The following is a 12139-nucleotide window of genomic DNA, read 5'->3' on the forward strand; positions in this document are numbered from 1 at the left end:
CTGGGCGACCACCTGGTGCACAACACCCCCAAACCCACCCTGCTCACCCTCTTCGGCGCCGTTCTGGAGGACGCGAACCCCGCCGAACGCGCCCTCGTCCTCGGCGGCCTCCCCGCCCCGGTCCGCGTCATCTGGCACGTCATCGGCCGCCCCCGCTACGCCCGCCACGTCCGCCGCGTCCGCGGCTGACCCCGTCCAAGGAGAAGAACCATGTCGCTGAAGAACGTCAACACCGCCCTCGCCACCCTCATCGTCCTGTTCACCTTCTACCTCGGAGTGACCTTCGTCCTGATCCCCGGGACGCAGGCGCCGGGCTTCGGCCTGCCGACCTGGCCCTCCGGCGACGGCGGCGGCTTCCTCATCGTGAAGGGCAACCGCGAGCTCGCGATGGGCCTCGGCATGGGCGTCCTGCTCCTGACGGGCCACCGCCGCCCCCTCGGCTGGGTCCTGCTGATGGGAGCCGCCGCCCCGTTCGGCGACATGCTCACCGTCCTGGCCCACCACGGCTCCATGGCCGCCGCGTTCGGCATCCACGGCCTGACCTCGGCACTGATCGCACTCACCGGCCTGCTGATCCTCCGCGAGACCCGCAAGCCCGCCTGACTCCCGCACACCAACTCGACAAGGAGACGACGATGACGAACAACGACCTGCGCAACGTCCTCAAGGGACGCGTGATCCTGCCCGGTGACGACGGCTTCGAACAGGCCGCCACCCCGTGGAACCTGACCGTCAGACAGCCGGTCGCGGCCGTGGCGCAGGCCACGGACACCGACGACGTGGCGGCACTCGTCCGCCACGCACGGCGGACGGGCATGACGGTGACCGCGCAGCCGACCGGCCACGGCGCCTCAGGTGACGTGGACGGCCTGATCCTGCTGCGCACCGGCCTCCTGAACAAAGTGGAGGTGAACGCCGCGGAACGGATCGTCCGAGTCGGCGCGGGCGCCAAGTGGGAACAGGTGCAGGCCGCCGCCGGACCGCTGGGCCTGACCGGCCTGTCCGGCAGCGCACCGGGCGTCGGCGTGACCGGCTACACCCTCGGCGGCGGCCTCGGCTGGTTCAGCCGCAAACACGGCTTCGCCTCCGACAGCGTCCGGGCCATCGACATCGTGGACGCCGACGGCGAGCCACGCCGGGTGACCGCCGAATCCGACCCCGACCTGTTCTGGGCCCTGCGCGGCGGCGGCGGAGACTTCGCGATCGTGACCGCCCTCGAACTCGACCTGTACCCCGCGCCGGTCATCTACGGCGGACGCGTGATCTGGCCGGAACACCGGACCCGAGAGGTGTACGACGCGTTCCTGGAGCTCACCGCCGACGCACCCCGCGAACTCAGCATCTGGATCAACCGCTTCCAACCCCCCGGCGCGCCCCCGATGGTGACCCTGGACCTGACCTACCTGGGCGAACCGGCCGCCGCCGAGGACCTCCTAGTGCGCATCGACAAGATCGAGGGCGCGATCTCCGACAGCCGCGGCATCGTCCCGATCGCCGACCTAGGCACCATCACCGCCGAACCCACCGACCCCGTCCCGTCCATCACCCGCGCGGAACTCCTCACCCACCTGGACGCGGACGCCGTGGACCTCCTCCTGGCCAAGCCCGTCGCACCGCTCATCAACATGCAGATCAGACACCTAGGCGGAGCCCTAGCCGACCCAGGGACCGGTGCAAGCGGCACAGTGCCCGAGCCCTACCTGCTCGCCCTCCTGGGCCTGGGCCTCCCGCACACGTCCGACGCAACCCACACCAAGCAGGCCGAGGTCATAGCCGACCTGAAGACCTACACCGCCGCCCGCAGGCCCTACACCCTGCTGTCCCCGGCGAAAGCGCGGCCGACTCCTTCTCCGCCAACACGCTCGCACGGCTCCAGGAGATCAAACGAGCCCACGACCCACACAACATCTTCCGCGCGAACTACCCGGTACTCGCATAACCAGCCCCCGCACCCACCCCGTCCAGCGAAACCTGGACGGGGCCCTGCCCACCTCCCGGCCAGACCCCCGAGGACCCCCGTGAAGAAGCTCTACTACGCCGCCTACACCTACATGATCGTCGGGCTGATCAGCGGCTTCTACTACCGCGAACTCACCAAACTGAACCACTTCACCGGCGACTCCCACCAGCTGGCACCCGCACGATTCCCCATGGCCTCTATCGGCCGTTAGCGCTGCCTCCTCTTGCTGTCTGCCCCGGGGTCCGTGATCTTGATCCGGTCATCGATCTTGACAACGAGGCCATCAAGCCTTACTGGCTGCAGCAAGGGAGTTCGGATGATCCGACAATTCTTGGCTGCTACTGCGGCTATGGCGACAGCGCTCGCACTGACGTCGCCCGCCGTGGCCGCCGCTCCGGCGAAGGCCAAGGAAACGGAGTTCTGGTACAGCCGCCCCCTCCAGCTGAACCAGTCGCAAGCGACCTCACTAAAGGCGCCACCCGCCGCCGAGGCGCGGCCACGGGCCACACCGCTTCGGGAGATTCAACGAAGAACCCAAGAGAACTCTTACGAGATGAACGCCTCCAATCCTGGGTCCGAATTCAATGGTGCAGCGGCTTTCGCTCCACTCGCCCACTGTGCGAAGCAGAAGGTCGGCCACCCAAAGATCGGACTAGTGGAGAGTCACTTCCTCTTCTGCACCAAGGGCAATGCTGACCTGGTGCACCAAAGCGGTAAGAAGATCACCGGCCGAATTCCCTACTATCTTACGGTCGCAGGGATCGGGCACAACGGCAAGCGACAGATCGATTTCCAGATCAAGGCCACTGGCATCGTCCCCTGGGGTGACATGGCAAAACTAGACATTCACCTTCAATTCTATATCTACTGCGGCCCCATGCGAGCAACGACGCCGGCTGCAAGGAGGGCACCAGTCCGACTGCGCTGAGGCGTGTGTCGACCTGGAGGCATGTCGCTGCCGACAAGCTCATGAAGATGACCTCGCCCAGCGCCGTCGGCCAAGGAGTTGAGAAGGTCAACTTCACAAGGTGGCAACTCCTGGTCGGCAGTCCGGAGATCGTCGTCGCCAACGACGTGCCTCTGATCGACCAGACAGCCCGATTCGACTCTGCTCGCTACGCCACCGGCAAAATGGGAGCCATCTTCAACCAGGTGACACCCCACCTGCTATACAAGCGCGGCGACCGTACGGTTACCGAGAGTGTCAATCATATCTGGCGGGCATGCAACAAGACCGAGACTACAATCCCCACTGTCAAGAACAAGCACATCCCCGGCTGCAATAAAAACACTCCGCTGCATCGCCTCTACCATCCCTAAACGAAGAAGGTCAAAGTCGGCACGACGACCAAAATCATCGACCGATAAAAGAACAATCGGGCCATGTCGGTCAGAACGTGCGAAGCCAAATGGCCTGGCTACCCCAGCCGCGGCAGCGACTGCGATGAATTCCCCTCGCATCGACCTACGAGGGCGCAGACGCTCCAGGTTGGGACCCCAAAGCAGTTCCCGGGAGTTACTCCGTCTACCCGGTCAAGTCCGACGGCAACCAAACGGCCGGCCGCATGCTCGGCACTTGGTACACCCAGGATCGCATCCTGGACTGGAGTGGCAAGGATCCCGTCACGCGTACCACCTGGCGTGACCCTTCGTCATCTGGATCCGATAGCCGTACGCTAAGACTCCACCGTTGACAGCTTCTAATCGCCGGAGATGTGGGTGCTGTCCCCAGAACAAGAGAGCAATGCCCTCGTCCTCGTCGAGAGCCATCAGTCCACGTTGCAGGAGGTCGCGGAACTCCAGAGCCCGGACGGTTCCGCTCCGAGCCTCGGGGACCGTCTCGTCTTCGAGAGGCCGTACCTCTTCATCGTCAGTCCCGGCGAGGACCATTACCCGCGAGTGACCCTCCAGCGATGGTCACAGGAACCCACCCCTGCTTCCACAGCATGGACTCAAGTTGGGTTGTTCCGTGTCCGCCTCGACGGTGAAGAGTTGGAAGCCTGGGCACTGACGCAAGGACCTTCGGAGGGCCAGCCTGACCATCACTCCAGGCTGGTACGGACTCCGGATCCTCTGCAAGGGGAGTGAGAAGCTTCAGGAACGAGGAAGCGGCTTCCTCGAGGGGCTCGAGCAGTACCTTCTGCAACTGTGGCAAGCCTGAGCGAACGACGAACAAGCATGCCCCGCGCCCGGCACGAGGGCGCGGGGTGTCTTTCTGTTAGCAAGGCTGCCACTCGGCTATGCCAGCGAGGCTTCCCAATACCCGCCCACGCCCAGGCCAGCCGTGTCGATGCCGCACGGCGGCGGCGTGGATGCCCGGTGGCCGCTCGGGTGGTTCTGGTGTCCAACAACCCCCGGGCGCGAATTCTGTAGGATCCGCGCCACCCGTGTGCTCTGCCGCGCAATACCGCGCTTGTGGGGCCGTCTACTGTAACGGAGCCGGACAACCGCACCCGTACGTTCGGCCGCGTAGACCGCACTCGGTCCCACTCGGACGGTGGGGCCGACGAGTGACGGTGGTTGGGGCACGTCATGTGCATCGGGTGCTGCGGTGCGACGCTGGGATGATGGCAGCGTCTTTGGCGGACTTGTGCACGACCCGAGACGCAGAGCGCGCGGCCAAAGATCGGGCGCCCGCACCGATGGTCGGCAGACTGAGCGGATCGGTGGTGGCGCGATGCGTCCAGCTCCATGCCGACGACCGAGGCGCTCGGGCACCCAAGTTCGCCGATATCGAGGCACTCGTCCTCGACTTGCGGGGTTGGAGGGAGTGGAGGAAACGTTCGACTGCCTATGGGGTGTCGGAGGTGGCGGCCCAGCCCCCGTGACGGCTCCACCCCCGGGCCTGGCCCTCCCCGGAACAGGAGCGTCAGTTTCCGCTGAGGGGGCGGGTGGACGTCGCGGTCCGCATGGCGCCAATCCGATGGTCGGAGCAATGCTGTCGATCCCTGCAGCAAAACCCCAGTTCACCACATGGAGCCCCGATTTTCTGAGCGGGACGCCATCAACGTACCGGGCAGATTACTGGACCCCGGATATGCGTTTTCCAGTGTTGTCGCGAAGTTGCTGGAATTAGGGTTTCCGGTGTTGTCACAGGCCAGTTTAGGGGCGATAATCGGAAGCTCGGAGATGCGAGGCCGGGGGTGGGCATGGCTGAGAACCAAATCTGGGCCTATTCGTTCGCCGAGACGGACAATACCGATCCAGTCCACCTGGGTGAGGCATTTGCGGCGCAGTGGGAGCAGGCCGCCGAACATATGCGGGACCCGGAACGGAGCGTGTTCGTCAAGTGGGTGCAGCAGTTCGGTGCTGACCGCGGATATAACGTCGCCACCCGGGATCTGATGATCGATGTGGTCGAAGGCGACGACGCCATCAATTTTCGGCTGCTGAGCGCCGTGCGCTGGCTCGCGCCGAGCAGTTCTGCCGCGTACGCGGGGGCGCCCCTCAACGCCGAGACGCTCTGGAGTCTCAGCTCGCGGGCCGCCAGTCCCGGCGCTGACGCCCAGGTCGAGGCGGCCGGCCTGTGCCGGGAGATCGCCGACTACCAGGTGCTGCGGGAACTCGCCTGCGTGCCGGGTGGCGTAGAGCTCGGGCGGATCGAGGAACGCAGGACGCGGGCCGCCGAGCGCTGGGCCCAAGAGGCCTGTGAGCTCTCCGCCCTCTACCCCGGGCTGACCGGGCGGCTGGATGCGGCCGACCCACCTTCGGCCGAGATAATGAACATCGCGGTCGACGAGGAAAGAGCGGCGCGGCGGCTCGATCGGGCCATCATTGCCGGAGAGCGGTGCGACCTCGCGCTCGGAGTTCCGCGCTGGTTCGCCTTTCTGCGTGACCGCGCCGACGCCGACGCGGTCCGGCTGCTCGCCGTCCTCTGGTGCCTGCCAGAGGCCGCTGAGCAGGTGAACCACAGGATCGCCGGGGCGGCGGCTCCTGAACAGGCGCAGCCCTACGCCTCAGAACGGCCGGAACCCCAAAACGCGTACCAGGCCACGGAGGAACCCTCTCCGCGGACCGCTCGCGTCTACCCGCGCCCTACCCGCCAACCCGTGCCTGCGGCTCCCGCCGCGCCGGAGCCAGAGCCGCCTACGGAGATCCCGGCGTTCGACGACGGATCGATCACCGGCTCTGGCGACCAGACGGGCGGGGGCCGGGCCGGAGCCGTGTTCTTCGCGCTGCTCGGCATCGCGGGAGTAGCCCTGATCTGGCTGCTCTACCTGTGGCTGCCGGTGCCGGCCGCCCAGCTGCGGGTGATCACCTGGGCGATCGCTCTGGCGCTCGTGGGGGAGACCATGGCGGAGTGCACGCTGGCCGGTCTGCTCGGCCGCGACTACCACCCGGATTACGCCCTGCTCCCAGCAGTCGGCCGCTTCTTCCAGGCATCGGTTGGCCGACTCGTCCGGCAGGTGGCAGACCTGCCCAGGGGCGGCCTGTTCCGCGCGGTCCTCACCGTCGCCGGGGCATTCGTGGCTCTCCTCATCCTGGGCTCGCTGGCCGCCGCGTTCTCCGTGGTGGTGCCGCTCGCCGCCCTGGTCGGTCACGTGGGCTGGGCGTACATGCGTTGGTACCGCTGGTCCACCGGCCTGATCCGCTGACGCTCATGGAAGCAGGCCGCGCAGGCGCCGTACGTCGGCGTGCCGCTCGTCGTGGACGGTCAGCGCCTCCCGGAGGGCGGCGTCGATCGTTTCCAGCCGCGCTTCGACCTCGTCCAGCGAGGAACGGACGCGTGGGAGACCCGAGCCATCGGTCAGGGGGCTCGTGGCAAGGGCCTCGCACAGCTCGCGATCGGCTTGCCGGTACGCCTTGATGTGAGGCAGGCGTACCTGAAGCTCGGCCGACAGGTCGGTGAATTCCTCGTCGAGCGACCGCAGCTCGGCGTCGAGCTCGGCGAGCCGTCCGCGTTCGTCCGTCAGCCGCTGTCCGGCCTGTACGAGCTGGCCGACCAAGGACTTCGCACGGGCCATCTCGGCGATGACCGACTGGTCGAGCCGGTCCAGCTGGCCCTCCGCCGACTCGTTCAGTGCTCGGGCTGCCGCGGCCAGCGCGGCCTCCTCCGTCGCGGCGTCCTGAAACGCCGCCGCCTGTTCGGCTAGCGCCCGGCGCTGCTCGCGCAGCGGCTCGAGCTCGGCGTTCAGCGCGTCCAGCCGCTTCAGCTCGGCGAGCTCGGCCGTGAGCCGCGCGTGCTCCTCTCGTACGGCGGCGAGCTCGGCGAGCGCGGGCCGTACCTGTTCGGCGAGGTCCTGGGCGGCAGCGAGCTCGGCCCGCCGGACGGTCAGCTCGGCCCGGATCTTCGTCAGGCGCTCCGCGGCCTGTGACGGCCCGAGCGAGGCCATCTCCTGTAGACGGCCGGCGGTGTCCATGAGGTCGGGGAACCTCTTGAGAGCGGTGTTCAGCCGACTCACGAAGAGGAACGCGGCGATGTCGTCCTCGGCCTTTGCGGCGTCCTGGAGCAGCGTTGCGATCAGCTCGGGCAACTCGGCGAGTGGATCGCGCTCAGTCATTGGGCACCTCGTTTCGGGCGGGGCCGGACGGGGAGAGAACGGCGGGTGGGGAGCCGTCGGGATCGAACAGCACGAGGCGCGGTGTGCCGTCGCGGAGCGTGCGCAGCCCGATCTGGTATCGGCCGGTCGGCAGGTCGGACAGGTCGGCCTCGCGGGCCAGACCGTCGATTTCGATCCGCAGTGGGTCGCGATGGCCGAGGGGTACGTCGCATGGCTCGGCGTCACAGACGCCGAGCAGGAGGGGGCGGCCGTCCAGGGCGGCGAAGGAGCCGTACGCGCTCGGCAGTCCGACCAGCATCTGCTCGAATCGCCCATGCCTGCGGCGGTGCAGCGGGAGCACCGCGCGTACCTGGTCGGGGGCAGGCTCGCCGTACCGCCCACGGGCGAGCACTGCGGCGCCCGTGGCGACCCAGCCGGTGCCGCCGACCGGTTCTCGCCCGCTGACCTGGCCGAACAGGCCGCGCAGCAGACCGAAGCCCCCGAAGCCGCCGCTGACGACGGTCCATACGGCGTCGGCGGGGCGTAACGGGCCGAGCTCGGCGCGCAGCCGCCGTTCGTAACCGGCGACCGCGTCCATGAGCGCGCCCGCGCTGACGTCGTGGCCGGCGACGGACGCCGCTCTGACGTCCCGATACAGGTCGTCGTCGGCCGCCACCCCGGTGACCGCTGCGATCCGGTGAGCTTCTTCGTCGAGCGTTTCCGCCAGCGCCGTCGCGGGCGCCTCGGGCGCGACGGTACTGGCGAAGGCCAGCCCGCCCAGGTCGGGGACCTCGATGAACCGGCCCAGGTGCAGCCGGGTGCCGTTCACCGTGACGAGCCCGGCGCGCAACGTGGCCCAGGTCGCGTCGCAGACGAGGAGCGTACCCTCGGCGCCCGTGGCGGCCGCCGCTGCAGCCGCCGCGACGAGCCGCCCGCAAGCGTGGAACTCACGCGGGCCCACCGCGTGCCGGATCAGTTCCAGCCGGGCGAGGTCGAGTTCCGCGCCGGACCGGACGACCACGAGCGGCCCGGGGGGAAGCGGGCCGAGCGGCGACGGCGCCGCGACCGTCTCCGTACCGCCGTCGCCGACGCTGATCAGCAGGTCCTCGTCCAGGTCGAGGACGATCGCATGGCTCATCGGCGCCAGAACCGTGACGGGCGGCCCACCACATGCAGGAGGCTGCCGGTGAGGAAGCGGAGCCGGCCGGCTGCCTCCTCGTCGAGGACCACCCGGTTCCTGTGGCGTGGGTCCTGGCTCAGCATGAGGATCAGGTCGAACTGGAAGCGCATGTCGGCGGCGCTCCGCGCGCAAGCCGAGTGCCTGAACCGGGCGGCGGCCTCCGCGGAGAGCCCGCGCATCAGCGCGTTCGCCAGGAGGATGACGTTGTCCCGCGCGTTCTTCTCCGGCATCCGGTGGCCGATGAGCGCATGCCGCGTCCGCAGCAGCAGCCGCAGGACGAAGCGGTCGTCCGGAGCCCGGCCTGCCTTCAGCAGCAGCGCGGCCACCTCCTCGGGCCGGTTCCCTTCCAGCAGGGCGAGCGCGCACAGGTCTCCCGTGGCCTCGGGGTCGGCATTGGCGGGCAGGTCACCGAGGATCGTCACGATCTCCTCCTCGAACAGCTCGGGGTGGTGTGGGTGGACCTTGCCGCGCCAGTGCCGGTAGTTCTCGTCGCCGGTGAGCCGGGTGCTCGCGGCCCGGCCCGCCAGCAGGACCCGGACGAGCCGGGCATGACGGGGGAACTCGGCCGCCACGGCGACCACGCCCGCCGTCAGTGCCGGCTCGGCGGCCCAGGTGAACGTGGTGAGGTGCGCCGCGAGTGTGTCGGCGGCCGGGGTGGCGGGAAGCGCACGGCGGACGTCCCGGAACCCCTCGATGTATCCGGGCCGGGCGGCGTGCGCCAGGTGGCGTGGCGCGGCGCCGAGATGGCAGGCGAGCGCGTCGAGCGCGCCCTGGCCACGCGGTTTCTCGGGCGACAAGGTGCCGAGCCAGGTCTTCCAGCCAGCCGTGGAGTCGTGGTCGATCCATGCCGCGAGAGCGGGCAGGAGGTGCTCCAGTCGGCCGAGCGCGGAGGCCATCCTGACCAGCGCGAAAACGCAGAGCCTCCCATGCCCGGCCAGCTCGGTCACCTGCGCGGCCGAGACGTCGCCCGACCAGATCTGCCGGAAGGGCGTCAGCAGGCTCTCGGCGGCGACCGGCGTGAGCGCTCGCAGCCAGCCACCGTGGTCGCCGTCGGACCGGGCGACCTGGACGAGCAGTTCCGCGAGCACCGGTGCGTTCTCGGCCAGTGCCGCGGGGACGCGCGGGGCGTCCTCGGGCGCGTCCATGTGGACGAGCTGCGCCGCCGCCGCGCACGCGTCCGTGCCCACGAAATCGCCCCGCAGCGGCCGTATGACACCGGCCACGAACTCGGCGCCGAACCCGAGGCGTTCCGCCAGGTGCGCTCGGCCTCGGATCGCCGGGTCGGGCTCGGGCCGCCAGAGCAGCGAACGGGTGCCCCGGATCAGTGTCTCCGGCCGGCCACCGAACCGCTTCCACAGCCGTTCGACCAGGCCGAGGTCATCAGCGGTGGCGAGTTCGACCAGCCGGTCGAACAGGAACTCCGCATCGGCCTTGGCCACCTCGCCGTACCGGCCGCCCTGGAAGAGCGCCGCCAGGTCGCCGGCGACCGCCTCGCCCGCTCGTGCGGCGAGCAGGAGGGCCGTCGGCCAGCCGAGGTCCCTCAGCACCTGTACTGCGTCGGCCGGTGGGCGGTCGGCGAACGGCTCTCCCACCCCGGCCAACTCGTCCACCACCCAGGCGAGCGAGCGGCCGTGTCGTCCCATGAGCTCCTCCAGCCAGGCCAGATACGCTTCGCCGGAGCCCCCGGCTTGAGGCCGGGCGGGCGCAGGCCAGCGGAGCTCCGTGGACCCGGGCCGGTCTCGCCGGGAGAACGCGAGGCCGATCCGCGAACCGCCCCCGTCGAACCACGTGCCGGCCGCGAAGCGGGTTCGCCAGCCGTACGGGAGCAGCGCCGCGACGGCGTCGATGAAGGCCAGCCGGTCGGCGAAGGAGACATTGCCGGACGCCGTGACGGTGACCGGTCCGTCGAGCAGCATCGCGGCCGCCCGTTCGACGCGGTCGCGGCCGAGGCGTTCGATCACGCCGACGGTCTCCTCGGGCTCCATGGCGTCCAGCTCGATCAGCAGGTCCGTCCCCGGCGGCGGGAGCTCGACGTCGGTGACCGCGCCGAGGAAGGCACGGTAGGAGACCCCGCGTTCGCGGAGCAGTTCGTACGGCAGGAAAAAGTGCAGGCTGGACATGATCGGCCGTCCGGCGCGGTCGTGCTCGGCCGACCAGCGGTAGGTCGCGACCCCGACGTAATGCTGCCCGTCCTTCTGGACGACGCTGACGGCGGCCCAGGGCAGCGCGCCGGGCCCGGTTCGCTCGGGCGGCGGGTTGCCCAGCGCGAACCAAGAGAGGATGACGGTGAGGTCGCCCGCGTCGAGCACCGGGCCGCCGGACGCCATGATCTGGTAGTCGCCAGCACTCTTCGCCGGCTTCCCGTACGCCGCCCAGGCGACCGAGACCGTCGTCACGAGCCGTTCCTGAGCTGGGTCGCGGCGAGCCAGAGCACTGGCTCGATGACGTTGACCGGCCGGATCAGACCGCTGACCCACGGTCGCTCGCTGCCGTCGTTGGCGCCGGTCTCGTAGGTGGGGTTGGCGGGGTCGTCGGGGTCGAAGACACCGGTCTCCGGGTGCTGCCCGAAGCCGAGTGACGACGTCAGGAAGTACCTGGTACGGCGTGGGCTGAAATGGCTCCTGATGGCGTCGCGCAGCTCGATCGCCCGGCCCCGCGGTGCGCCCTCCCAGGAACTCCCGCACAGCTCGTCGAAGAACTCCCTGGCCCGCTGGTCGGACACCGTGGGAAACGCCCCCGGGCCGTTGTCGTCGGTAGCGAGCCCGAACTCGCGTGCCTTCTCGTACACGGCGGTGTGGTCGCATTTGGTCATGCACACGGCGAGGTAGTGCGGGAGGAACTCATCGGCGCTGCTGAGCGCGGACCGGCGGGCGATGTCCAGGACGATGCTCTTGATGTAGTCATAGGCGTCGTAGTTGGGTGAATCGACGAGGACGGGATCGACCAGCAGGATCAGGCCCGAGCTGTCGGCGACGTGCCGCGTCAGCCGGTCCCGGTCGCTCTCCTCGCCGCCCGACGCCGGACTCGACGGCGTGGCCCCGCTACCCACATCACTCCTCCCGCTCGGGCCCGGCCAGGCGTACAGGCCGCCGGGGGCGTCGAGCACGTCCAGATAGACGGCGGTCTGCACCCGCCGGGTCCGGGCGAACGGGCCGCGCCGCCGTGCCTTCCGCACCCCCCTCAACACGAACCGCATCTCCGGATTCAGGCGCACGGTGGCCGCCGGGAGCGTACGGCTGGCGCGCAGTCGGCGGAGATTCTCCTGCAGGAAGTCCTGCGCCTCGTCGTTGGCGCCGAAGAACATCCAGCCGGGCGCGTACTGCTCGGCGGCGATCGGGAGCGTGGCGAGCAAGGTCGTCTTACCGCTTTCCGGCGGGCCGAGCACCCCGAGTCCGGCCTCCACGATCTGAGTGTCCGGGTGTACGGAGGGCCCACTCCGGCCCGGGGCGGCGGGCCTCGGAGCGGGCGACGCGTCGACGGCGGACGGTGGGTCGACAGCAGGCGGCGAGGCGGCGGAGG

At 69.3% G+C, this 12139-nt stretch carries 10 protein-coding genes and 2 pseudogenes; 8 read left to right on the top strand and 4 right to left on the bottom strand.

Features of this window, described 5'->3' with window-relative positions; genetic code table 11:
• The 8 genes and pseudogenes from EBO15_RS33520 to EBO15_RS33550 form a co-directional block, all read left to right on the top strand.
• Window positions 1-189: pseudogene (locus EBO15_RS33520) on the top strand (hemerythrin domain-containing protein); the annotation flags it as partial.
• A gap of 21 nt (window positions 190-210) precedes the next feature.
• Window positions 211-603, top strand: coding sequence for a DUF4267 domain-containing protein (locus tag EBO15_RS33525; protein ID WP_122198499.1), 393 nt, complete (start codon window positions 211-213; stop codon window positions 601-603).
• Between the two features lie 32 nt (window positions 604-635).
• Window positions 636-1082: pseudogene (locus EBO15_RS46380) on the top strand (FAD-binding oxidoreductase); the annotation flags it as partial.
• A gap of 797 nt (window positions 1083-1879) precedes the next feature.
• On the top strand, window positions 1880-1939 hold the full coding sequence (locus tag EBO15_RS46385) for a hypothetical protein (protein ID WP_233616609.1): 60 nt from the start codon (window positions 1880-1882) through the stop codon (window positions 1937-1939).
• A 79-nt stretch (window positions 1940-2018) separates the two neighbouring features.
• The gene (locus EBO15_RS33535) at window positions 2019-2171 is read left to right on the top strand and encodes a DUF2871 family protein (protein WP_122198500.1); all 153 of its coding nucleotides are present in this window, start codon (window positions 2019-2021) and stop codon (window positions 2169-2171) included.
• A gap of 105 nt (window positions 2172-2276) precedes the next feature.
• Window positions 2277-2888 (top strand): hypothetical protein, encoded by a 612-nt coding sequence (locus EBO15_RS43855; protein ID WP_147481775.1) that lies wholly within the window; start codon window positions 2277-2279, stop codon window positions 2886-2888.
• 47 nt (window positions 2889-2935) lie between these two features.
• On the top strand, window positions 2936-3280 hold the full coding sequence (locus EBO15_RS33540) for a hypothetical protein (protein ID WP_147481776.1): 345 nt from the start codon (window positions 2936-2938) through the stop codon (window positions 3278-3280).
• A gap of 1829 nt (window positions 3281-5109) precedes the next feature.
• Entirely contained in the window at window positions 5110-6555 is a 1446-nt protein-coding gene (locus EBO15_RS33550) for a hypothetical protein (protein WP_147481777.1), read from the top strand.
• Between the two features lie 3 nt (window positions 6556-6558).
• On the opposite strand, the gene EBO15_RS33555 is transcribed toward EBO15_RS33550, so the two are convergent.
• Genes EBO15_RS33555 through EBO15_RS33570 form a run of 4 tightly spaced genes read right to left on the bottom strand, consistent with a single transcriptional unit; the run spans window position 6559 to window position 12023 of the window.
• Window positions 6559-7461, bottom strand: coding sequence for a coiled-coil domain-containing protein (locus EBO15_RS33555; protein ID WP_122198504.1), 903 nt, complete (start codon window positions 7459-7461; stop codon window positions 6559-6561).
• A complete protein-coding gene (locus EBO15_RS33560; protein WP_122198505.1) occupies window positions 7454-8578 on the bottom strand; it encodes a hypothetical protein in 1125 nt (374 codons plus the stop codon). The genes EBO15_RS33555 and EBO15_RS33560 overlap by 8 nt, the downstream gene beginning before the upstream one ends.
• A complete protein-coding gene (locus tag EBO15_RS33565; RefSeq protein WP_122198506.1) occupies window positions 8575-11016 on the bottom strand; it encodes a hypothetical protein in 2442 nt (813 codons plus the stop codon). The genes EBO15_RS33560 and EBO15_RS33565 overlap by 4 nt, the downstream gene beginning before the upstream one ends.
• Window positions 11013-12023 (bottom strand): hypothetical protein, encoded by a 1011-nt coding sequence (locus tag EBO15_RS33570; protein ID WP_122198507.1) that lies wholly within the window; start codon window positions 12021-12023, stop codon window positions 11013-11015. Before EBO15_RS33570 ends, EBO15_RS33565 begins: the two co-directional genes overlap by 4 nt.
• Window positions 12024-12139 lie beyond the last annotated feature (116 nt).

This window comes from Actinomadura harenae (assembly GCF_003696215.1).
Taxonomy (GTDB): domain Bacteria; phylum Actinomycetota; class Actinomycetes; order Streptosporangiales; family Streptosporangiaceae; genus Spirillospora; species Spirillospora harenae.

Bases quoted from the DNA above. Each gene is read 5' to 3' on its own strand.
- EBO15_RS33525 (WP_122198499.1), top strand. From the start codon at position 211: ATGTCGCTGAAGAACGTCAACACCGCCCTCGCCACCCTCATCGTCCTG.
- EBO15_RS43855 (WP_147481775.1), top strand. From the start codon at position 2,277: ATGATCCGACAATTCTTGGCTGCTACTGCGGCTATGGCGACAGCGCTC.
- EBO15_RS33540 (WP_147481776.1), top strand. From the start codon at position 2,936: ATGACCTCGCCCAGCGCCGTCGGCCAAGGAGTTGAGAAGGTCAACTTC.
- EBO15_RS33555 (WP_122198504.1), bottom strand. From the start codon at position 7,461: ATGACTGAGCGCGATCCACTCGCCGAGTTGCCCGAGCTGATCGCAACG.
- EBO15_RS33560 (WP_122198505.1), bottom strand. From the start codon at position 8,578: ATGAGCCATGCGATCGTCCTCGACCTGGACGAGGACCTGCTGATCAGC.
- EBO15_RS33550 (WP_147481777.1), top strand. From the start codon at position 5,110: ATGGCTGAGAACCAAATCTGGGCCTATTCGTTCGCCGAGACGGACAAT.